18 protein-coding genes are annotated in these 23,333 nt (G+C 64.6%); 12 read left to right on the forward strand and 6 right to left on the reverse strand.

Features of this window, described 5'->3' with window-relative positions; genetic code table 11:
- Positions 1-31 precede the first annotated feature (31 nt).
- The 8 genes from AC4ELH_RS24285 (at position 32) to AC4ELH_RS24320 (ending at position 9,398) form a co-directional block, all read left to right on the forward strand.
- Positions 32-352: a hypothetical protein gene (locus tag AC4ELH_RS24285; RefSeq protein WP_498887235.1), complete on the forward strand. Its 321-nt coding sequence runs from the start codon at positions 32-34 to the stop codon at positions 350-352.
- Positions 349-1,350: a hypothetical protein gene (locus tag AC4ELH_RS24290; protein ID WP_498887237.1), complete on the forward strand. Its 1,002-nt coding sequence runs from the start codon at positions 349-351 to the stop codon at positions 1,348-1,350. Before AC4ELH_RS24285 ends, AC4ELH_RS24290 begins: the two co-directional genes overlap by 4 nt.
- 1 nt (position 1,351) lies before the next feature.
- Complete coding sequence (locus AC4ELH_RS24295) at positions 1,352-2,269, forward strand: conjugal transfer protein (protein ID WP_498887239.1); 918 nt, start codon at positions 1,352-1,354, stop codon at positions 2,267-2,269.
- 67 nt (positions 2,270-2,336) lie between these two features.
- Positions 2,337-2,627 (forward strand): hypothetical protein, encoded by a 291-nt coding sequence (locus AC4ELH_RS24300; RefSeq protein ID WP_498887240.1) that lies wholly within the window; start codon positions 2,337-2,339, stop codon positions 2,625-2,627.
- A 3-nt stretch (positions 2,628-2,630) separates the two neighbouring features.
- Positions 2,631-3,011, forward strand: a complete 381-nt coding sequence (locus AC4ELH_RS24305) for a hypothetical protein (RefSeq protein WP_498887242.1) — start codon at positions 2,631-2,633, stop codon at positions 3,009-3,011.
- Positions 3,012-3,042: 31 nt separating this feature from the next.
- Entirely contained in the window at positions 3,043-5,538 is a 2,496-nt protein-coding gene (locus AC4ELH_RS24310; RefSeq protein WP_498887244.1) for an ATP-binding protein, read from the forward strand.
- Positions 5,535-7,613 carry a hypothetical protein gene (locus AC4ELH_RS24315; protein ID WP_498887246.1) on the forward strand — a complete coding sequence of 693 codons (2,079 nt, stop codon included), beginning with the start codon at positions 5,535-5,537 and terminating at the stop codon, positions 7,611-7,613. Before AC4ELH_RS24310 ends, AC4ELH_RS24315 begins: the two co-directional genes overlap by 4 nt.
- Positions 7,614-7,616: 3 nt before the next feature.
- A complete protein-coding gene (locus AC4ELH_RS24320; protein ID WP_498887248.1) occupies positions 7,617-9,398 on the forward strand; it encodes an AAA family ATPase in 1,782 nt (593 codons plus the stop codon).
- A gap of 59 nt (positions 9,399-9,457) precedes the next feature.
- Here AC4ELH_RS24320 and AC4ELH_RS24325 read toward each other — a convergent pair whose 3' ends face one another.
- The 5 genes from AC4ELH_RS24325 to mobF form a co-directional block, all read right to left on the reverse strand.
- Positions 9,458-9,850, reverse strand: a complete 393-nt coding sequence (locus AC4ELH_RS24325) for a hypothetical protein (protein WP_498887250.1) — start codon at positions 9,848-9,850, stop codon at positions 9,458-9,460.
- Between the two features lie 1,387 nt (positions 9,851-11,237).
- Positions 11,238-12,437: a DUF1173 family protein gene (locus AC4ELH_RS24330; RefSeq protein WP_498887252.1), complete on the reverse strand. Its 1,200-nt coding sequence runs from the start codon at positions 12,435-12,437 to the stop codon at positions 11,238-11,240.
- Complete coding sequence (locus tag AC4ELH_RS24335; protein WP_498887254.1) at positions 12,409-12,651, reverse strand: hypothetical protein; 243 nt, start codon at positions 12,649-12,651, stop codon at positions 12,409-12,411. Before AC4ELH_RS24335 ends, AC4ELH_RS24330 begins: the two co-directional genes overlap by 29 nt.
- A 49-nt stretch (positions 12,652-12,700) precedes the next feature.
- Positions 12,701-14,146, reverse strand: coding sequence for a TraM recognition domain-containing protein (locus AC4ELH_RS24340; RefSeq protein ID WP_498887256.1), 1,446 nt, complete (start codon positions 14,144-14,146; stop codon positions 12,701-12,703).
- Positions 14,147-14,212: 66 nt separating this feature from the next.
- The gene (mobF, locus tag AC4ELH_RS24345) at positions 14,213-20,062 is read right to left on the reverse strand and encodes a MobF family relaxase (protein ID WP_498887258.1); all 5,850 of its coding nucleotides are present in this window, start codon (positions 20,060-20,062) and stop codon (positions 14,213-14,215) included.
- A gap of 315 nt (positions 20,063-20,377) precedes the next feature.
- On the opposite strand from mobF, the gene AC4ELH_RS24350 reads away from it, so the two are divergent.
- The 4 genes from AC4ELH_RS24350 (at position 20,378) to AC4ELH_RS24365 (ending at position 22,847) form a co-directional block, all read left to right on the forward strand.
- Positions 20,378-20,860, forward strand: a complete 483-nt coding sequence (locus AC4ELH_RS24350; protein WP_498887260.1) for a hypothetical protein — start codon at positions 20,378-20,380, stop codon at positions 20,858-20,860.
- A 111-nt stretch (positions 20,861-20,971) separates the two neighbouring features.
- Positions 20,972-21,175 (forward strand): hypothetical protein, encoded by a 204-nt coding sequence (locus tag AC4ELH_RS24355; RefSeq protein ID WP_498887262.1) that lies wholly within the window; start codon positions 20,972-20,974, stop codon positions 21,173-21,175.
- 133 nt (positions 21,176-21,308) lie between these two features.
- Positions 21,309-21,809, forward strand: a complete 501-nt coding sequence (locus tag AC4ELH_RS24360) for a hypothetical protein (protein ID WP_498887264.1) — start codon at positions 21,309-21,311, stop codon at positions 21,807-21,809.
- A gap of 252 nt (positions 21,810-22,061) precedes the next feature.
- Entirely contained in the window at positions 22,062-22,847 is a 786-nt protein-coding gene (locus AC4ELH_RS24365; RefSeq protein WP_498887266.1) for a hypothetical protein, read from the forward strand.
- Between the two features lie 50 nt (positions 22,848-22,897).
- Here the strand turns inward: AC4ELH_RS24365 and AC4ELH_RS24370 are convergent, their stop codons facing one another.
- The gene (locus tag AC4ELH_RS24370) at positions 22,898-23,185 is read right to left on the reverse strand and encodes a hypothetical protein (protein ID WP_498887268.1); all 288 of its coding nucleotides are present in this window, start codon (positions 23,183-23,185) and stop codon (positions 22,898-22,900) included.
- Positions 23,186-23,333 lie beyond the last annotated feature (148 nt).

Genomic DNA, 23,333 nt, shown 5'->3' on the forward strand with positions numbered 1-23,333 from the left:
TTGGGTATTAGATGGTTAGGAAGGCGGCGACGTGAAGATCATGCTGTTGGTGGCTGCGGGGGTCGCGGTCGGGCTGACCGCCGTGATAGCCGTACTGATCCAGGTGTTGGCGCAACTGCTGCCCTTGGTGATCGCTGCAGTGATCGCTGTCGTCGTGCTGCGGATGACGCGTCACCATGCGGCCCTGCGCCAAGCCGGTGCCGGCGACCGGGTCATCGCGCCCGGATCGGTCACCGCTGCCGCGCTGGGCCCGGCGAACGCCGATCATGCAGCCAGCTATCTGTCGTGGGGACCCGTCAACGATGACGACTGGGTGACCCCGGCGGGCGCGGCCGGGAGCCGTCAGCCATGACACGAGGGCTCGACAATGACGAGTGGTTGAGAAACATCGGCGCTGTCACCGTCTCTGACGACGAGGACCAGGGCGGGGTCGCCGACGACCTCGACGCGGCAGAGGAGTCGGCGGGACCCGGGAACTACGACTCGGACAACGAGTTGGTGCAGTCTTCGGTGGTCTTCCTCGACGATGACCCGCCGCAAGACAAGCTCCCGAACCCGGCCCAGGCTGAGTCGTCGCGACGATTCACACCGTGGGTGCTGGCGGCGTTTGCCGCTGCGGCGGTCCTGGCCACGGTGATCACGCTGGTGGTCACCGTCTCCAACTCTCCGAGCGGCGAGTCGGCCCCGGTGCCGCCGTCGGCGGTTGTGCCTCCTCGGATTGTCGAGGTGGCGCCGCCAAGCCCGCCGGTGAATGCCGATGGGCCGCTGCCGTTTACGGCTTCAGCTGACTGCCCACCCGGGTCGACTGCAGCGCAGTCAGTGGGTGACCCCAACTCCACCACACCGTGGGTGTGCGTGCGTTCGGTGGATGGGCAGGTGCTCACGATCGATCTGGGCCGCACGTATGTGATCACCGCCGTGTCGATCGTGCCGGGCGCGGTCCTCAAGACCACTGATGTCGGTTCCGACCAGCCTGACCCGTGGCTGCAACACCGTGTGGTGACGCGCGTGCAGTGGCAGTTCAACGACACCGACCGCACCGTGAAAAACCAGAACACCGGCAACGTACGCGGGGAGGCCGTCGAAGCGATCCGACCTGGCGTGCTGGCATCCAAGATCACGGTGATTATCCAGGAGACGAGCCGCCCACCGGCGATCGCGCCGACCAATACGCCGAAGCCGACTCCAGCGGGTTCTGGCCCTTCGATACTCGGCGACATTCTGGGAGGAAATCAGCCACCAGCGGCATCGGTGACCCCGGCGCTTCCCGGCGCCGAGCCCTCTCGCGACCCCGCGGACGGCACCTTCGCCGTGTCCAGCATCAAAATCATTGGCCACAAGGCGGTTTGACATGCACCTGACAAATACGTGGCGGCAACGCCTGAACACCGCGGGACGTGGCAGCGCCAAGTTCGTCGTGGCGATTCTGGTCGCCAGCGCCGCCTTGAACGGATTGTCGATCGCGTGGCGGTGGGTGTTCCCTGCTGAATCGACACCGGTCGCTCAAACTGCCCGCACCGTCGGTAATCAGACAGCGTTGGTGGAAAGCTACGCCATTGATTGTGTGACAGTGCTGTTGACCGCCAGCAGCAGCCGCGCCGCCGAAGTCGCCCGCTGCTTCCCAGACGCCGCGGATATGGCGTTGCCCACGACGCCGCCGTTGATCGTGTCCGCCCAGTCCGCAACGGCGACCCTGGTAGGGCAATCCGCAGGGGATGTGACGACTTACGGCGTGGTTGTGGCGGTGACCGAGCAGCCCTATACGAATGCGCCGCCGACGCGGGGTTACTACCAGTTGCCGGTCAGCGTGTATGGGGGTTCTGCACCGCGAGCGATGGCCAAACCCGCCCGCCGCGACCCCCCGCCACCGGGGGTCGATGTGTCCCTCGACTATCCGGTCACCATCACCAACAACGCAGCGCTGGCGTCGGTCATCAGCGGGTTCATGACGTGCTACCTCACCGATGCGGCGGGGATCGAGAGGTTTGTCACCGTCGATTCGGGTCTGGGGCAGCTCCGTGCGTACTCCAGCGTCACGGTGTCGACGATCCGCGCCCAACGACAGCCGCCGGAGATTCCCTCCGACGGAACGCAACTGCGGGTGTGGGTGGCCGTGTCTGCCCGGTCGGCGGATTACTCGACGACCTCGCTGGACTATCCACTCACGTTGCGGGCCACCGGCGGGGCATGGTCGGTAGCCGGCGTCGACCCGGTGCCCGCGATCAACCCTGATGCACCACCGGTGCCCGTCGGCGGTCGACCGCGATGAGCTTAGAAGCTATCGGTTCGGCATCGGCCGCCCCGATCTGGGAATCAAGTGAAAGGGAAACCAACTCATGGATCTAACTGCTACGCACACAACGATTCTGGCAGCCCAAGGCATCATCGGCATGTCTCAGGAACTGTTCACGATGTTGGTCATCGTCGCGGGTTTTGCGGGGATGGGCCTGGGGATCTTGGTCGGTCTTCGCAACGGTTGGAAGCAGGGCATCGGATCGGCGATCGGCGGTGTCGTGGGCGGCATCATCTTGTCGGTCTTCATCGTCAACGCGGCGGGTCTGCAGCAGTCGACCAACCAGGAGCTCCATGACCGCGGTGTCGTGCCGAACCAGGTATACGGGCGGTAATCAATGGCCACCGACGAGCAGGTGAATACCGGTGAACCGGCCAAAATTTTCACGGGCATCCGCGATGTCCCGATCTATGCCGGGGAGTCCTCGACAGGAAACCGGCTGCCTTTCGGACCGTATCGCAGCACCGAACTGATCGCGATTGGCCTGATCATGGGCCCGGCACTGTGGTGGTTCCGAACCCATCCCGACGGCGGATTCGCTGTGCTCGCCATCTGCACCGTCGTGGCCGTGGTAGTGACGTGCATTCTGCGGTTGGTCCTGCCCAAGCGTCGGCCGTCGCTGGCCGCCCGGGCCAGTTTCGCACTGGCAACGCTGTTTCCCCGACACGTCTGTGCTGACTCCCCGACAAATAGGAGTGATCGTGTCCCGCCGAAGTGACCCTCGCGTCGATCACCACTTCGATCCGCCTGTGGCGGTCATCGGCAATCTGAGGTTCACCCGGGGCGGGGTGTACGCGGACTATCTTATTGACGGGTTGCCGCTGGTGCTGCGTCCACTTCGCACCCATGAGCGTGCCAGCCGCATGTATCGCAACTTGGCGAGAGCGCTTCCCTCGGGCTGGTCACTATCGGGCCTGCTCGACAACACAGATCCAAACCGGTTGATGCGCAACATTGTCGGCGGCTACGGCCATCAACCCGAGTGGGTTGAGCACTGCCGTAAATGGGAGCCTACCTTCAACCCGCAGGTGGCAGATCCTGAGGCGGCAGTGTTTTTGGAGGAACGCCGGCGGGGTTGGCTGACCTTTCCCGTCGATAGCGGCCGGGCAGGACGGACCACTATCGGTGCCGCCGAGCGCGCCAAGGACTGGGTGGCGGGCCGTGATGTGGATTCTGACAAGTCCGTAGCTGCATATGCCCGCCTGGCCGCCGAGGTGGTGGCCTTGCTGCCCCGCCAGTTCAGTGTTCGGCCGGCCAGCCCGCTGCAGATCCATTGGCAGCACCGCCAGACGGTATTTCGCGGGGTGTATCGCGATCCGATGCCTCCGGCTGGCGTGGGCCCGGACCGATTGACTGGCGCCGACTTTGTCCGCCCGGGCGTCGACGAAGGCGCGAACGCAGTCCGCAGCTCGTGGTGGCCGACGATGCGTCCGATCGTGCGGCTCTATGACCGGGGCAACCCAGACGGACCGTGGAGTTACCAGGCGCTGTTGCCGGTGACTCACTTCCCCGACACTGGTCTGCGGTTCACCAAAGCTGCGTTCCTGTATGCGCTCGACAATGTCGACACACCAGCGCGCATCGACTGGACCCAACACTTCGTGACGCGCAGCCCCGACCACGCCGTCACGCTCAATGCGCGGTCGGCCAAGAACATCAAGGACCAGATGCGCCAGCGCGGTCGCATGATCGAAGAGGACGACGAGCTCGACATCAAGCTAGACAACACCCGCGAATACAACGCCCAGATCAAGGCCAATCCGAGCGAACGGGAACTCGACGTTGCCACGCTGATCGCTGTCGGAGCTCCCAACTTGGAGATGTGCGAAGACGCCGTCAAACAGGTCCGGTACGAGCTCGATCAGGCCGAGATCGCGGTAAGCCGTTGGCGTGGAGCGCAATCCAACCTATGGCTGGGGTTTCACCCGGGTAGCGAGAAGCACGCCTACCTTGACGAGTTCCGCGATCCGACGTCGGCGCATCTGTGGAGTCGCTTCACGCCGTTGATCTCCACTCGTGTCGGCGACTCCCGCGGCACGCCTCTGGCCGAGAATCAGAACACGTTGCGGCGCAGCCTGATCCTGCACGATCCGGAAGGGTGCGCCCAGCGGCAGCGCAACACCGGCTTGATCATCATTGGCGACCCCGGGGCGGGGAAATCCAACCGTGCCAAACTCTCCGCCATAGAGGTTGTGTTGCGCGGCGGCGACGTTGACATGTTCGACCCCGGCACTCACGGCGAATGGGGCCAAGCCTTTCGCAACGTCACCGACACCACCATCATCGACCTTGCTGACTCCCGATTCAGCCTGGATCCCCTGCGGATGTTCGAGTTTGGCGAGGCGGGCGCGGTTGCTGCCGATCACATTCTGCCGATGATCGGTGTGCCCGCGGACAGCGATATGGAGACCCGGTTCACGCTGCTGGTCAGCCCGGATATGCGGGAGAGCGAAGGCATCGGCTCGATGCGGGCGCTGATCCGCTATCTACGCGCCCAGTCTGACGCCAACAACGACATGCTGCTGGCCCGGCTGGAAGCCTGGTCAACCCAACCCGGCGCTCGTGCGATCTTCGACGAGAACCTGCCGGCCTACTCGCCGTCGCAGTCGCGTGCCACGGTCTGGCTGACCAACCGGCTCGGGCTCCCCGAAGCCCGAGACATTCTCAACCCGCACCTGTACGCAAAGCTCTCCAAAGGGGCTCGCGCGGGCATGGCGGTCTACGGACTGATCATCGAAACGGTTCAGCGGCACCAGTTTCGGCGACGTGAGCGCTTCTCCACCATGATTTTCGAGGAGGCCGCCGAGTTAATGGCGTATCCGGCCGGAGCGCAGACAGCCCACAAGATCACTCGGCAGGGCCGCAAGCACGCGACCGGGATTTGGTTGATCTCCCAGGACTACCGCGACTTTGAGCGAATGGGGGACAAGTTCATCACTCAAAAGTGGCTGTTCGCCATCCGCAACGAGGAACTGGCAGCCAAAACACTGGAGTGGGCCGGCGTTGACGGGCGACTCTACGAGGAGGTGGTGCAGTCCTACTACGAGGACACCAGCCCCGCCGAATCTGCCGAGGACGAAGACAGCGACGACGAAGGGTTCGGCAAGGTCCACCCGTCGCGGATGGGGGAGGGCTTCATCGTCGACGAGCGGGGGCGTCGAGCGCGCTGCCGCTTCCTGGGTGCGCCGACCGCTCAGATCAGCGCTGATATTGACAGCACCCCGCCGCAGGAAGTGCCCGCATGACCTCGGGAGCGTTGACGATCTGGCTGGCCGATCACCCCCGGATCCGCCGCGCCTTGGTCGCCATGACGCTGAATTACACGTTGCTGCTTGCTGCAATGGTATGTGCACCAAGGGCGTTCGCGGCCGGCGGGGCGGCCGCGCTGGGGTGGACCGGTCTGCACGACACCGACGGTGTTCCCATCGCCTACTATTTCCTGTCGGTTGTAGCGTGGCGTGAGGCCGCGACCAACAACGGCACCGACGTCTCGCTTGACCCAAGTTCGTGGCTGCCCTGGATTGGGGCGGCCATGGAAAGAGCCGTCGACAACGCCACCGCCGCGTGGTGGCTAGGCATGTTCACCGGGGCCTTCATCTTCATCATGGCTGCCACGCTGTGGTTTCTGCGATTTGCTCTGTCGACTGGATGGCTTGTCGCAATCGCCAGCATAGGTTTGCCGCTGTATAACTCAGTCAACACGATGGTGTCGCAAATGTTGCTGGGGGCCATCGCCATCACGGTCTGCGCGATCGTCGCCGGATATCACATCCTGAACCACAATGCCGGCCGCGGCTGGGCGGTAGCGGGTACCGCACTCGTCTTCACGGTCCTGCTCGCGACAGTGTTTTCTGACCCGGTGGGCGACCTCTACAGCGAAAATGGACTACTCGCGCTGGGACGCGGCACCGGGTTAGAAATCGCCCAAGGCGCCTTCGGGGCGCCGTTCGCCTCTGGCACATCCCTGGACGCCAAGCTGGACGCACTGATGTCGAATGTGGTGACCGCAGGGGTTCGTCATCCGTTGCAGGTGGTCAACTTCGGCATGGTCGTTGACGATATCGGTGGCTGCCGGCAAGCATGGAGTGGGGCGATCATGGCCGCCCAGGGGGTCGATGGACCGGGGCCAGCACACGCAATGGGTACCTGCGGTGCCCCTCAGGCACTGGCGTATGCCCAGCGTCTTGGCGGTACAGATGCCACGATCGCGCTGGTACTGGTTGCAGTCTCTGTGGTGGTGGCGTTCTTCTTCTGGTATGTCGGGTTGTCGGTGATGGTGGTGGGCATCAAAGCGCTGTTCTTCGGAATCCTCGTAGGGCCGTCGTTCCTTCTCGGCATGATGGGGTTCGGACGGGCTGAGGCTTTCGCGAAGCACTGCGGCGCTGAGCTTTTCATGCATGTCGTTCAGCTCGGGGTGTTCGAGGTGTATCTGGCGGTGTCAGCGATCGGTCTGACGTGGGTGTTGATCGGCGATGCCTTTGGAGCATCGACGAGCACTGCGATACCGCGGGTGCTGCTCATGGCTGTGGCTGCGGCGGCGTTGTGGTTGGGTTTCCGCTTCGTCGACCGCAAATTTCATACCGACGGCATCGGCACGATCGGCCGGCAAGTCCGCAGCGTCTGGCACGCCGGTACCGGCACCGTGCGCCAGGAGGCGGCGTCCTACCGAGATGGGGCCCGGAAACTGCGAGGTCGGTTCGGGCGCAGCAGTGAAGCTGGCGACAAAGACTCGTCGACCGGCGATACCAAGTCTCGGCCGCTGCCAGGCATGGAATGGTTCAAACCACGGACTACCAGCCCGTCCAATACACGCGTCGGTGCGGTCGCAACCGCTGGCGGGCAGTCCCCAGCAGCGAACAGATCCACGGCCAAGGAAACGGCAACGACTGCCGCGGCCACCGTGGCAAAAGTCGCCGCCCCAGAGGTCGCCGTCCCCGTCGCCGCAGCAGCCAAAGCGGCCGGCGTGGCTGGTCATGTCCTCAAAAACGACAAGGACAAGGCCCCCGCCAGCGCAGGATCAGGCACCCATTCCGTGCGGGGTGACTCGCCTAGCGCGCGGTCACGATCAGCGCGAGGCGATGGGCCCGCGTCGTCGGCGCCGAGCCCTCGCACACCGGCGCAGGCCTCAACGATGGCCAGCCGCAGCACAGGTGCCGCTGGTGGCTCCGCAGGGTCGCAGCAGGCCGCGGCGCCGACGGGCGGCGCGGGGTCCGTCGGTGGCGGGTCTTCGCACCGTCACGCCGATGAGGCAGCACACCTAGAATCCGGAACAGTACGCCCCCACAGTCGCCCCCGACCGCCACGAGAGATTGGGTCATAGACGATGAGTTCTGCGCGCGATTTCCTCGACGACGGGATCGAAGCACTTGGTTTGTTCGAACAACCGGCAGACCTCGACACGGCACGTGATCGATTCCGCCGGGCGTCCAGCATGGATCCGGGCATGTGTGACGCATGGCTGGGTCTGGTCGCCTCTGGCGATCAAACCAGCGACACGTTGCGCCGCGCCCACGAAGCCAGCGCCACCTTGCACCGCGAGACTCGCCGCTTGGGACTGCAGGACACCGCACTGGGCGCGGCGGTGAGCTCACCTGGGTTCATCGACGTATTCCCCTACACCCCAGCATCAATCACCCTGGCCTACATCGCAGCCCTGCTGAGCGACCGTGAGTACGACACCGCCGAGAAGCTACTGGAAGACTTCGACGCCACTCGCGAACCGCAACAGTCTCCGATCTGGCGGTGCCTGGGCGCGACCCTGCACTATGTCACCCAACGCTGGACCGACGTGCTCGACTGGGCGACGCGACCGGTATCAGCCCCCCTACCGGTAGTCGATGCAGCGACAGATCTGATGGCAGGCATCGCCCACATCGGTCTCGGACAGTTCGAGGCGGGTCTGGGCCGCCTCGAACGAGTGCCAACCGATCAACTCGGCAGGACCGGTGCCGCCCACAAGGCGCTGTACCGGGGCCTAGCGCTGCGGGCCTTGGGCCGTGACAGCGAGGCCCGAGACGAGTTCGCGAAGGCCACCCACTCTGGCCAGACAATGCCACAAGCCAGCGCAGCGCTGGCCGACCCCACTTACGGGCCGGTCGTCACCACAGCTGAGGCAATCGCCGCGCGAACCAGCCCATGGGATCCTCAATCTGGACCGAGCACCGACGACCTGCGCCGGGCCAAGGAAGCTGAAACCGCCAAAGCGGTCCTCGATCAAGCCGATCGTGAACTTGAATCGTTCATCGGGTTGCGGGGCGTCAAAGCACATATCAACAAACTGAAGTACGTGCAGATCTATGACCGAGCGATGGTCGAACGTGGAGAGGGGATCGGTCAGCAGAGCGCATTGCACATGACGCTCGTCGGCCCACCGGGAACGGCGAAGACCTCCATCGCCCGGATCATGGGCAAGATCTACTTCGGGCTGGGCAAGCTGAAAACACAAGAGTTCATTGAAGTTACACGCCGAGACTTGGTCGGGGCCCACATCGGTGAAACCGAAGAGAAGACCGGTGCCATCCTCAACCGTGCCCGGGGCGGTGTCTTGTTTGTCGACGAGGCGTATTCGCTGTACAAGGCTGACAATGAACGCGATTTCGGCCGCATAGCCCTCGATATCATCATGCAATTCGCCGAGGCCCACCGCGACGACATCATGATCGCCTTGGCCGGCTACGCCGGCGGAATGAGCCAGCTCATGACGGCCAATCCCGGTCTGCCCGGGCGGTTTCCCATTCAGCTTGAGTTCAGCTCCTACAGTTGCGACGAGCTGGCCGAAATCGCCAACGTGATGGCGAACAATTACCGAGTCCTGGTCGACCCTGACGCGACGGGCACGTTCAACCAGGCCACGACTTGGCTGACGTCCACCTCGACCGAGAACCCGACAGATCCGAGCGAAACAATGATCGACATCGTCGGCAACGGACGCTTCGTACGAAACGTCCTGTCCGAGGCCGTCGACCGAATGAAAGCAAGAATCGCCTCAGACACCACGATCGACCTCGTCACGGCCGATCTAAACATGCTGCGCACAGTCACCGGTGCCGACATGAGCGCAGCCATCCAGGAAGTCCTGGCCAGCGCAGGAATCCGCACCGACTAGCTGCACGCGGAGGCTGTCGCATCCGCGCAGGGGCGAATTCCGGAACACTGCGAGTGCAACTAGGTCAGCTGAGCGACCAACTCGCGGGCATATTCGACTTCATCATTGATGGCGAGGACGTCTTGAGGGTGTGTCACCGGAATCCTCGTCGTGTAGCAGAACGCGTCGCCTTGGACCGCGACTTGAACAAACCCAACCTGGCGCACCTCCTTCATCATGAACAAGATAAGTAGGCCCAGCAGGCAGACCAGGGTAAACAGGATCGCGAGGACTATCGCGGTGGTTGGGAAGTGCTCTTCGGTGGTGGACATGTCCGTGACTGTCCACACGGTGTCACGTATCGGAAATTGCCCAGCTGGTGTCGAGATCCAATACTCCGAAACAGAAATGTCGCCGATCGTCGCCAACCACTCGTCAGGACCACCGGGGTTTACAGACGGTTCATCCTGCATGGGGCGATTAAAGCATGCAGACGTGCAGACCACGGCCGCGTCACGGTGAACCCCGTGATAGCCGCTTGCCTCATCGCCTCATCAGGGGTTCGTGGCGCTTCCGGTCTCGGCGCGAAGCGCGGAATCTCTTGCCGCCGCCTATCATCGCGGCCCGTTGCCGCGCTGCTTAACGTGGTAGTTTCGCGACTTCTCGGGCTCCCCGTCTCCTCGGCGGTGCGGTCGCACCCAGGTGGTTCCGCCTTCGGGCAGTCGTCGCTGGTGACCCCGCACCTGGTGGCCAACGGGTGCGTGGCGCGGACCGTCGAGATGGTGTCTCTGGCCGGGAGGTGGCGCGTCGCCCCACATAAGGACCACCGGGCCTCCGAGTTCATGGAACTTGGCTGGAAGTACGGAAGATGCCGCGTTCGGTCGAGGGGCCCACAGGTTTCGTGTGTGAACTTCGTTGATGAGTGCGAGGTGGATGTAGACCGCATCGAAACAGCTTGTAACGGCGTCGATTTGGAGTTGGCTAATGTTGTTCGGGCGAGCGGACGTCGAAGGTCGCCGATGGGTAAGCAAACCGTCGACAGTCAGCTCTGCGACTTCAGGTCCAGGCCACCATAGCGGTACTCTTCGACCGGCGGGGTTGCTGGTGACGAACTGGATGCTGAGACGTCGGCCACCGTTATCAGTGGCCGTGATCAATGCGCCGCAGAGCATTTCCTGGTGCGTGTACTCCAGCCAGAGTGTGTTGAAGGGTGGCCTAAGACATTTGGCTTTCCAGTCCGTCGACGGCGCGGCCTGGGTTTCGACAGCAAACCGGACAGGGCAATTGGTGATTACCTTGACGAGGCTATCTGGGGCAGGCGCGCCGTCGTCGGTCTGGTCGCAGATTCGAATACCGCGTTCGGCGATCAAGCCGAACAGCGTCGATGTATCGACTGTCTCCTGTTGGGGTGTCCGTTCGGATTCCGGTCCAAGCGCTGCCGGAGACGGCAGGGCGGCTCCGGGCTGTGGAGGCTTGGGGTGACTTTCGGCTGGAGTCTTCGGTCGCTCTGTAGCGGCGGCCCGGGCTGCGAAGGCTCGTGCTCTGGCCCGGTCAGGGAATGACCAGCCGAGGGATTCGCGGGTGACCGTTTTCGGCACTACGCCGGCGGCCTGGGCGGCGGCGACCATCCGCATGTTCTCAGCGGCGCGATCCTGAGCCGCAGCTTTGCGGATCTTCTTGGTTCTCTTGCGTTATCTGTAGGTCGACTTGGGGTGTACTTGACTGTCGCTGATGATTGGTACCGCAGCGGAGCGATCGATCGAGTTCTGTGGGTCCTTGTCCCTCATGCCGCGCCATCCTAATTCCGACCCACGACCACCCAATGCCAAACGTCGAAGATCCCTACGCGAAGGCAAACGCTCAAGACATCGGTGATGGCAAATCCGGCATGTCTTCGTCGGTACGCCAGTTCCATACTGGCAGTCCGGCGATCGAGGTGTCGGCGTCGAGTTCACCGGCCGGGCGGTCGATGAATGCGGCTATCGCCGGGGTGGTATCGGTGAAGATGAGCGACGCCATCGGCGTCGCGCTGCCGTTGTACGACAACACTTTCCGGATTGAGCGTTCCTCGTCGATGGCGGTGTTCAACAGTGCTCGGTCGGCGTCACCGGTGAAGGGTAGCCAGTTGCGATCCGTGGTCATCAACGAAAGTTGTTCGACGTTTGCATATCCGGCCCGCGAAACTGAGAAGGTGCAGACCGCTATCAGACGCACGTCGCCAGCTTCGGCCATCTGCCAGAGTTCGAGTTCGGTGGCGAACCGTTTGGTGAGCTTGCGGTGCAGGTCTTCATCGAGGAACCACGGGTGCCCGGGCTGGTGGCGGATCTGCATCTTGAACCCATGACCGGACGGCTCGATTGCCTTGATTTCGCCGACCCCGATCAGCAGTTTGGTGGTTTTTCCTGGCTGGCGCCGCGCGGGGGCCCATGACTTGATCCGACGTTTCTCGATGTCGTTCTTGCGGTCGGCTGAGAATGGTTCGGGCACATACAAGGACGTGGCGAGCGGGTTTTTGCGGACGAGTTTGCCGTCTACGGCTGCCCGCAGCCGCTGGTGGACAACAGCCCAGGAGCGGTGGCCAGCGAATGCCGAGTGCCAGGTGGTGAGTTCGGCCTCGTCCCAGAGGTAGTGCAGCACGGCACGCAGTGACAGCTTGTTGCCGTCACTCTGCACGGTGGCTGAGGGAGAATCGGAAGGTTCGGGGGCGGTGCGATTTCCGGCCTTCGACAGTGAAAATCCCAGGCGCAGGGCTGTTGTGCCGTCGACGGGGTTGTCGACGATGGATTGCTCGGCTACGGCTCCGTACCCGGACAGTTCGCTGGGAGGCAGCCAGGAGCGGCAGCGATGGTCGTGTTCGGCTGCTGTTCCGGGCATCCGTTTGACGATGAGGTCGTGTCCGGCTGCGGCGATGTACATTTCCACCCCTGGTGACTGGCACAGGCACCGCGGCCGCAGTCGCGCGGCTTTCGCTCGTATGAGCGCTTGTTGAGCGGTCGGCGTGTGCACGTCGTCAAGCAGGCTGCCGGCGACCTCAAATGCGGTCGGTATCGCCATGATCATCGGTCCTGTTCTCGTTGATGCATTCGGGATCGGCGGAGCCGGCGTTGACTGTCGTGATGCTCTGGCCGCGCTGCTCGCACCGCTCGGCGAAGTCCTCGCAGGTTCTTGCCGTCTGCTCATCGCCGGTGGCCCGATAGGTTGCGGCCTGTTCGCGGTAGAACTTGGCTCGTGTCGGGTAGTCGGTTGGGCGGGTACGCCTGACTGGTGATTCCATCCGCTGGTTCCTCAATTCTGATGCGAGGGGCTGACAGGACTGCATGCGGTCAGTTCTGGAACGCCGTAGCCCGAGCGGCGGCGCGATTAGTGTTTGAGCGCTGACGGCGCACGTCGATCGCCTGGTCGTAGAGCGCGAGGAACTGGCTCCAATCGGGAATCTGCACTCGACTGCCAGCGGCTCCTTTGATCAGCAGTCGGGCCTCTTCAAGGCTTTGAGGTAGAAGTTCCTGCCAGTCGATGGCGGCACCGAATTGTGATGACTGCGACCGGCTTCCGCCATGTGGCTCGTAGGATTCGCTGCGGCGGGTCGCTAGTCCAGACCAGTGCGAACCCTGCTCGAGGAGGTATCGCTCATGAGCGCCGTACATGACCACGGTGCCTGGGAAAATGTCGCGCAGCGCGTCGGCGTATTTGGGGCCGAAGACCACATCGAAATGACTGGAGGCTTGAACGGTTGCCATGATGTTGACCCCGAGGCCTGCGGATTCGCCGACGTAGTTGAGCAGGGCCGGAAGTGGGCAGGAGTTGCAGACTTCGTCGAGTTCGAGCAGCAGCCGGTGCTGCATCTGGTGTTGCGCGGTGCGCTTGCGGAAATGACGAATGATGGAGTCGATGAGCGCTACGGCGGCGCCGGCCACGGTGCCGGTATTGGGCGCGATGACGAACAGTGAGGCATCGGGTTCGTCAAGCATCGATACGTCGAACGATTCGATGCTGAGCTGCTCGATCGGGCTGGGCCGGTCGAGGTGGTCGGTGGCTGCCAGTCCGAGCCGCACCCATGGGGTGACGGCTTTGGAGACGGTGATGGCCACGCTGTCGCGCATGCGGCTGTTGAAAGTCAGTACCCGTTGCATCGGATCGGCCAGCATCGGATGCGGGCATAGCGCGGCGGCCGTGGCCCACGACGGTTCGGCGGTCAAAGTCATCTGGGTGTTGCCGTCCTCTTCCCCGTCCTCGATGCCGAGTTTCTCCACAGCTTCGAGCACCCAGGGCATGCCCTCGGAATTGCCTTGCGGGCTGGCCGCGTAGAGCAGGCAGGCCAATGGCCGGCTGGCAGTGGATTCCCACAGCCCGCCCGCGGCGACTGTTTGACCGCTCGACCCTCCTCCGAATCCGACGCCGGAGGTGGCCAGCATGGTTTCGGCAACAGTCAGGGCTTCATCGGCCGAGGTGATCGACATGGTGGGGTCGGTGACCATCTGGGTCACTCCCTGGGGCCAGACGAGAGTTTTTTCTGGCCGTAGGTCGATGACGCCGGTAGGCCCGAAGCACCGCCTGGTCAGTACGAGTTCGGCCAAGTCCTCCTTGCTTGAAACCGAGACCAAGGGCCCGGGGTGGAGGACCGCGGCGGGGGCGAGGAGGCGGCGGGTCTTGCCGGTTCGTGTGGGAGCGGAGATCACCAAATGCGGTGCGCCCGTGACCCGTTCAGGGTGCCCTTTGCCGTTGTAGACCAGGCCACAGTAAGGGCTGTAGGGCTCGGGGCGTTGACTCATGGGGTCATGGTGGCGACCAGATGACCACCGAGTCCACTACCTGAGCCGGATTGGTTCTCGGGCTCATCAATCGTCGATGCTCGTGTCCACGGTGTGGCCGGGATCGTCCATTGTGGCCTCGGGGGTGCGCCAGCTCAGCGCGACGGTGCGGCGCTGAGCGGTGCGTACAGCGCGGGCGGCGTTGTCGTAGTGGGTGAGCAGCTCGCGCCATGGGTCGCTGAGGTGGGTGCGGCCCAGTCGTGTGGCCAGGGTGACTGCGGGAGTGGGCGCCAAGTGGTGGTCTTCGGCAGCGATGGGTCCTGTGGTCAGTGTGGTGTTCCATGGCACGGTGCCGGCGAGCAGACGCAGTGACCGCGAGCTGGGGCCATGGGTGCTGCCAGGAGAGTCGAGGATGATGACACGTGCGTCGGCGGACACGGCGTGGTTGGTGATGGCGGCGAGCTGGTGTGGCTCGGCGGCGGCGGGGTCGTTGATGACGACGATCGCGCCGGGGGGCAGCATCCATTGCTGGTTGCTGACTTGGTGGTGGGCGTGGTCGATGGTGGTCACGGTGTCGGCGAGGTCGGCGGCCCGGGCTGCCCCGGCGGCGTTGTCGGTGACCGAGAGCCACAGCACCTTTCGTTCGGCGGCGTTGGCGGTGCTGCGCAGGGTGTAGAGCGCTGCGACGGTCTCGTCGTCGGTGAGGTCGGCGCGCACGTAGCTGAGTCGGTATGGCTGGGCTGCCAGTGATGTGAGGCGCTCGGCGGTGGTTTGATCATGGGTGGCCAGCGCGGAGGCGGGAATGTGCAGTGGGGTGTGGTCGAAGTCGATGTGTCCGCCGCTGCGCAGAAGGTCGACTTCGGCCCGTGCGGAATCCAGCAGTGTCTCCAGCGTGTCAGAGGCTGCGGTTTGCGCGGCGGCGAAGGCTGCGGCGACGTCATGATCGGCACGGTCGAGTTCGCGGCGCAGCGCGGCACGGCGCTCGTGCAGAGCAGCGCGGGCACGCTTGTCGGCGAGCTCGGCCTGGTGCGCTTCGGCCGCGATGTCCTGTTCGGTCATGACCTTGCCGCCTGCGGCTTCCGTTCGTGCGGCTTGCGCTTCGGTCAGGGCCAGCTGGTAACGCTCAGCGGGGGTCGTGCCGGGAAGACGGTTGGTGTGGAATGCCAAATCTGCTCGGGCCGAGGCGATGTCCAGTTCGTCAGCGCCGGCGGCGGATAGAAGAGTGTCGAGGTGGGTGCGGGCGTGGTCGATCATGCGCAGGATGTCGTTGTAGGCGTCGTCGGCATCGGACCACTGCTGCAGCACGTCGATCACCGCGAGGCGATAGGGGCGGTCAGCGTCGATCTGGTGGCGCATCGCGACGAGTGTTTCGGTGGCGGCCCGCAGCGCGGGTCCATTTCCGCCGCGAATTTCGAGATCGAGTTGTGTGAGTTGTTCGCAGACTGATCGGTATTCGGTCCGCAGGTCGGTGACCGTTTCCATGGTGATGCCTAATTCGGGGGTTGGTCGATTTGCTGGGAGGTCATCGAAATTCACACCGTCGAATTCATCGGGGAAACAGTCGTATGTCGGGTCGGGTGGGATGTCATCGAAATAGCCTTCGATTCCGATGTGCTCGTCGAGAAGACTGGGGGAGGGGTTCTCCGGGTCCGGTGGCAGCGCTTCTTCTTCTGCGGGTTCGATCGGTGCGTCATCGGGCAGCGGGATCTCGGCGTGTTCGGAGCCGAAGCGTGCCTGCAGCCGGTGGGTAAACGCATCAACGGTGTAGGTGATGAGGCGGGCGTAGTCCCCGGGTGGGATGGGCTGGTGTTCCTCAGTCGCGTCGGCGAGGTGTTCGGCAGCCAGAGCCAGCAAGTCTGCAGGGGTCCACTTGTTCGGATCGGCCGCGCTGATGGCTGCGACCAGGCCCGGCCACGCCGGATCGGAGGTGATCGTCTCGGCGAGTACAGAACCGAAAACCCGGTCAAGGTCGTTGATCCACGGCGGGCGCAGGCGTGAATGGGTGGTGGCCAGTGTGGCAGTGGGCGACAGTGCGCCGGCGATGCGCCACCACAGTGCGGCGGCGGGCAGTTCGTCGGGCAGGGGGCCTTGCCCGGCGGCTGTGGTGATGATGTGGCGCAGGTCAGCGGTGCTGCGAGCGGCTTGGGCGAGGTGCGCGGCCAGTTGTGGCCAGTAGGCGTCAGCCCGCACGCGTGGGTCGATGGTGTCGATAAGGTCGTTCCATCGTGTGGTGTCAGCGCTGCGCCGGCCGATCGCGGACGCGGCATGACGTGCCAGCAGATCCTGAACGGCGCGGGTGCGGACGGGGAACTGCAATGCCCCGGTGAGTCGAGTGTCGGAATCCTCGACACCAACTGCGGCGCGGAACACGGCAATCTCGGCGGTGAGCGCAGTGTTGACCGTGACCAGCGGTCGCGCCCAGGCTGGAGCGGTCGCATTCGTCCAGTTCCGGGCCCGCTCGCGGATCTCATCGGCCAGGGATTCGACGAGCCGCTCTCGGCGGGAAAGGTAGGCGCCCCACTGGGGATCCTCGGCCAGCGCGGGGGGAATGGCGGGCAGCCAGCGCAGCACTCCGATACCTGCCGAATGCGTTCCTGCGGGGTCGATGCGGTAGTCGAGGACCGCGGCCGGGTCGGCCGCGTCATCGACGCTGCCCAGGGACAGTGCCTCGACGAGCAGCTGGTGGGGGTCAGCGCCGCTGAGGGTGAGCACGGCCAGGTTGCGACGCAGCACTGGCCAGGCTTCGCGGGTGCTTAGTCCGCCGATCACCGAGTCGGCGATGGTGTCGAGGCGGTCGCGCGCGCCGTCACCGAGCATGTTCTCTGCGGCCGCGCCCAACGCGTCGTAGTACATGTCGGCGGCCGCCGACAGGCGCGCGGACGCATCGGTGGCCTGCCGGGCGGCGGTGGTCGCCGAAATTTGCGCCCCGTCGCGGGCCAACGCTCGGGTGAGGACGTCGACGGCGGTGTCGGGATGGGTTGCCTTGGGTGACAACAGGCGGTGCGGGTCGCCTTCGGCGGTCGACAGGTACAGGTGGTTCTCGTGGGTGCCGCGGGTCAAAGCGACGTAGACAGCCTGGCGGCTGAGCATGTCCGAGCCGACGATGTGGCACGTGCCTTTGGTGTCGCGACCGCCGGCCGTCATGCCCTGAGCGGAGTCGATGGTGGCCGCATAGCCCAGCGTCACCTGCTCGCAGACGTAGTCGGAGGGCAACGTCACGATGCGTCCGCTGCGCAGATGGCGGGCTTTGAGCGTGCCGTCAGCGCCGACTTCGGTGATGGTGTATCGGTAGCCGTTGCGTACGAAATCGTGGGTCCCGATGCGAATCCAGCGGGCATTCTTTCGCGTGCGGATGGTGTCACCGACACTGGCAGCAAGCCCGTCGGCAAGGATCACCGTGGCGTCTGTGGCCGCGGCGGGGTCGTCGGCGAGGCGGTCAGAGCGGGCGCGGGCATTGAGTTCGTTGATGACATCGTTGGTCGGGGCAAGCAGCACACTGTCGGCGCCGGCGGCCAGATCAGCTCGCCACGCCTGGTAGGCCATGTCGGCGGCGGTCTCCTCGGTGCCGACATGGATGCGGTGGTTGTCGATGTAGAAGCCGATGCCAGCGGGATCGGCGTCGTGCAAGGCCAACCCGGCGGCCGCTTCTGCCGCCGAGCGGAAGCGCACCACTTCTGAGAGGGTGAGTGCGTCTGTGGCTTCGGCGATGTCACGCAGGACGCCGCCAGCCGAGATGGACGATAGCTGGCCGTCGTCGCCGATCAACCGCACGCTGGCGCCTTTTCGCAGGGCGTCGGTGATCATCGCGTCGAGCTCGGCGGTGGCTGCCTTGCCTGCCTCGTCAACGACGATCAGGGTGTCGGGGCCTACTTCGTCGAACCACTCTGGGTAGCCGAACATCGCGGCTTTGTCCGGGTCGGCTGACCACACGTACTTGGCGAGCGTGTCGGTGATGGCATTGAGGTCGGTTCCGAGAACGATCGCTGCGTCGGCAGTGGGGGCCAGGCCGATGACGTTTCCGCCGGAGCTTCGCCAGGCGTGCGAGAGTGCCGCCATCGCGGTGGTCTTGCCCGTTCCGGCAGGTGCCAGGGCGAGCGCGACACGGCGTCCGCCAGTCGCCATTTCCGAGACGAGAGCGGCCTGACCGGGATTGAGGGTGCGGCCGCGAGCGGCCGAGTCCGCCAGTGCCAGATCGACATCCGACGCGTCAGTTCGGCGGCCGTCGACACGTCCGACAGCGGCCAGGATGCGCCGTTCCGCGGCACGAATGGCTTCGCTGGTGTAGACCTCGGTGCCGTGGCGGCTGTACACACTGGCGCCATCGCGGCGACGCAGCGCCGCCGGCTCACCCAACTCGGCATCACCGACACGGGCATGGGCCACCGAAAACTTCTCGGACAGTGCCGCGTTGGTGAGGGTTTCGACGAGCTCGCCATCGTGCGCCAACCCGTGCGCACGGACCTGACGCAATGCCTCAGCACGCACATGATGTCGCTGCCACGTTGCACGTTGCTCGCTGACAATGGTGATCAGCTCGCCAGCGCGCGCCGCGATCCATTCGGCATCGACGGTGGGGGCCGGGGGAGTGCGGTCCCGGCCAGCGAGGGTGTCGGCCAGCATCTGATGTAAGCCCGTGCGACCGAGCACTTCCAATGCCTGTGTGCGCCACGTCTGGCGCAGTTCTGCCAGTGACCGCGGCTCGTGCTTCGCCTCGCGTGATTCCAGGGTCGCCTGCTGGGCCAAAGCGATGATCTCGACGTTGGTCGGTTCGCGTCCGTGGTCGACCTGAAACTGCTTGGCCAACTCGGCGGTGCGCGCCTCGATCGCCGCGCGGCGACTCGACCACCGGGCCAGCAATTGCGGTGACATTCCCTCGATCTCGCGCACGGGTCGCTTTCCGCGACCGCGAGGCACCTCCACGAACTGGACACCCAGGCGTCGAGTCAGGTGCGCCTCGAGTCGGGTGTTGTAGAGCTCGGAGGCCGCCACCGTCACGCGGTGCAGCGGTTGGCCATCGAGCGCCAGCCAGCGCCGCACCCCGTTGGCATCGACGTAGGACACCTTGTTGGAGACCGCCACGTGGGTGTGCAGATCGGGGTCACCGGCGCGCGAATCGCGGTGGGTGAACACCGCGGCGATCAGTCCTTCGGTGTCGACCTGGGCCACGCCGTTAGTACCGACCCGGGTGAAGACTGCGTTGTCTTGCAACCATTGCAGGACATCGGCGACGGCCTCGTCGTGGGCGGCTTCGACTTCCTCGGACACTGGCAGGGGAGCGATAGCCCACAGTCCCGAGACCGACTTGACCGGAGAGAAGGTGAGGTCGTAGCCCGCGACAGCAGTGGTGCGGGCGCGGGTATTGCGGGCGATGAACCCTGACAGTTCACGGTCATCAGCTGGTGCCCGGCCGTACTGCTCGGCGAATAGTTCGATGGCGATGCGGGTTCGGATCTGGGCACGCACCTCGGGGGCGATGGTGGCGTTCCAGTGTTGGCCGGCTTCGGCGTTGTGGTCGCGGTAGGCCACTGCCAGTCGCCGTGCGAACTCGGGCTCGCCGTCGCGCACGTGGAACTTGCGGCCCAGCCGTCCAGCGGCATGCTGGGCCCGCAGGCCGCGGTCGGCGACGTAGTTCATGATCCGGTCAGCGTTGGGGTGCAAGCCTTCGCCGTAGAGCGCGCGCATCTGGTCCTCGGTGACCACCGAACCGTCCGCGACTGTCCAAATTTCCTGGCGGGCTTGGTCACTGACGCCTTGGCTTCCGGTTTCGGCCAGCGCGGCAAGACCATGTCCGACCCAGCGGCCGGGCGCTTCGCCCTTGTCGGAGTAGTAGTCAGCCAGCGTCGAGCGCCCACGTTCGGTGCTGTCGGAGGCAGCGACCTGCCGCACCAGGTACAGGTAGCCGTCCCCGGCGGTCAGTTTGTGCAGCGTCATCGTCATGACGCGCACCGCTGTGGCCGCATGGGCGGAACGGTAGGAAGTTGACGCCGGTCAACTCCACGACCAAACCGGGAGGTCTTACCAAAACCTTAGGAATGCTGGCCTGAATGCAAGAGGTGTGTGGTGTGTTGGCGGGCTGTGGAGGTGAGGGTGGGACGGGGGTGTCGGAGGCGGTGGGACGGGCGGTGAGGCGACGGTGGGGGAGCACAGAGGGGGGAGGGAACGGGATATGAAAAGGGGGACGGCAGAGAATGTTGGAGGCGAATGTGGCTCAGGTAGTGGGCTGCACGCCCGGCCGCGACCTATCGTGCGCCCATGGCTACCAACACATCCAAGGTCGAAGCACGCAGGCGGGCGCGCGAGGCGCAAGCCCGCGCGAACGAAGCTCGCGCGCAACGGGAACGCGCCAACGTCGAAGATGCCGCGACGTTCATGGTCGCCGCCGGCCGGATCGGTGAAGTGGACGCCTGGGAGGCCGAGCGGCTGGCCCAGGTCCGCGAACAGGTTCGGGCCGAATCCAATCGGCGGCGGGCAGACCATCGCGCGGAAGCGGGTGCATCAGTCGCCCGGATGAAGGCCCGCGGCGAGACGCTAACCACGATCGCCGAACTGACGGGTGTCGGAGTCAGCGAGGTGCGCGCCATGCTGCGGTATGCCCCGAAGCAGCCTGAGAAGGGCGCTGCGACGCAGGACTCGCGTGCACTAGGTGGTGGCGCTGAGGCAGGACCGTCAGTGGATTCGACGGCCAGCCCAACGACCGAAGGCGTGTTGAGTCACGTGCAGGCTGCCAGTGCGTAGCGCGGCAGGGTCCGCGCAGGCTCGCGGACCGGTGGCCATGCCTGGGGCATCAGTCCTGGCGTGCACTAGGCGGCGGCAACACACCTGGGGCTTTGCGGACGAGGAGAACTTGTGACGCGCGAAGTCTCGCCGGAGATCACGGCGCTGCGCGATATGGCGCGGCGCCAGCTGCACGCTGACCAGCTGCAGCGCATCTTCGCCCAGCGGGCCGTAGAGGCCACGCTGGGCCGTGAGTCGACCCCGGGGCGCAAAGCCTGTCGCGCGAAGCAGAAGGCCGCTGCACAAGCCAAGAAGCGGAAGAGGAAAAACCGGTGAGCGTCGACACGTTAACTCCCAGCGTGGCCTTCGCGCAGCCGCAGGCATATCGGGACACGCTGTGTGATCGGTTGAGCGACTGGCGAGGCGGCAGCGGCACGCCCTGGCGAGTGATGGCGTGCGGGTGGCAGTCGTGAGGAGCGCAGTGCTGCTCGTGGTTCATCCCAGTCGGCATGCCACCGAAATCGCGAGGTTCAAAAGCCATGTCGTGTGTGGGCCGGCGGCCTCGGACTGCAACATCTGGACGGGGGCGATCGGCGCGGACGGCTATGGCCGGTTCTACCTGACGCGCGACGGCGTCGGCTTGTGCGTTCGGCCGCATCGTTACGCGCTGGCGATGGCATGCGGAGCAGTGGCGGCGGGGGTGCTCGGGTTGCACGAATGCGATAACCCGGTATGCGTGAAAGTCGCCGCTGACGGTGAGATCGAGCATGTGGTCGCGGGCTCGCAAGGCGACAACATGGAGCGGATGTCCAAGATGCGGCGCGGCGGTGGCAGATACCTGGTGCGGCGCGGCGATAGTCGCAGCGCACGTCGGGCACGCTCTGTGGCATTGCGCGAAGCGGTACAACACGGCTGGGACGCGGCGGCAGTGGAAGCCGCGCTGCTGGGTGACCAGCCCACCTTGTGGTGATCGTGCCCGCGATCTGGAGCATGTGCGACGTCGATATCGCGTAGTCGTAATCGCCGGCATTGGCGCGGTGGCGTTCAGATGAAATCGATGGCGGCGGCGTGGTGCGCATGTAACCGATGACCCGTCAGGCCGACGGCTCTTGGGCTGAAGTCATTGGTGCGATGGGGATCCCGGTTGTCGGACTGGCCACAGACTCGGCCGGATGGGGTAGTGGCCTACGCATGACGGGCGCGCGTCTGCCACGCAGGCTGGTTGCAGGGCAACGACGTCGAGAGAGGAAACAAGATCATGGCGACACAATCAGAATGGCGATTCTGTGTGCAGTGCTCGGTCCTGTATTTCGATGGCCACGCAGATGGGAACAAGGGTGTCTGTTCGGGGTCGCCGGCCGGTCAGCATGGTCATCGGCCGGCGGGATTCAACTTTGTTCTGTCGCACGACATCGCGCCATCACCAACGGCGCAAGACAAGTGGCGCAACTGCTGGAAATGCCAAGCCATGTACTTCGACGGACATACCGACGGGAACAAAGGACATTGCCCGGCGGGTGGAGCCCACGACGGTCATGGGAACGAGCCGGGCGTGTGGAGTTTCGTTCTGTCGCACGACATCGCGCCGTCACCAATCGCACAGAATCAGTGGCGCAACTGTTGGAAATGCCAAGCCATGTACTTCGACGGGTATCCCGACAAAGGACGCTGCGCGGCGGGCGGGGCCCACGACGGGCATGGGAACGAACCGGGCGTCTGGAACTTCGTGCTGCAACATCCGGTCAATCCGAAAGTCACCATACTCACGCCCAACGGCGCACACGTCCGGATTATCGGGCAGCGATTCACCCCCGGCGGCAAAGTGCACTTCGGTATCGGGTATCACGATGGCACTGGGCCAAGCACCCGCGAGGCAGTGGCCACGTCGGATGTTGTCACCGGCCGTGTAGAGACAGCATTCGATATGCACTCTCCGGGGTGGTCATGGGTTTCGACCCGCGCCACAGATCAAGACACCGGCGCATTTGTAGACGCACGCATCGAATAGCGACCTGGGGGGGTCTGATTTGCGTGGTTCCTGCTGTTCCCTAAAGGGGTTCAGCAGGCCAGCGCGGGGCGGCGAACCGGTGCGGCGAAGATGATGTTGAGGTCGCGTCGGGCGTCGAGTTCGGTGTAGGGCTCGATCGTCGCCACGCCGACGATCGCGGGGTCGTCGCCGTCGTTGGCCAGGAGCTCATAGGCGGCGTGAAGGCTGCTCAGTTGCGCGGGCCGGTAGTTGTAGTCGGCCAGCTCCAAGTAGGAGTGCAGGGTGGCGCGTGCGGCTGCGGGCGTGTCATGCAGGGTGATGGTGTCGGCACCGTGGTCGTCGATGGTCAGGCTGTACATCAGGGCTCCTTTGAGGTGGTTGGTTCGGCGGGCTGCGATCTGACGTTCAGGCTGTTGCCGCGTCGAGGGTGAGCCTCGAGACTGGTGGACGGTTGATATTGAGTGATGCGGTATTCATTGATCTCATCTCTCCTTTGGTTGTGGACAT

Source organism: Mycobacterium shunyiense, assembly GCF_058270075.1.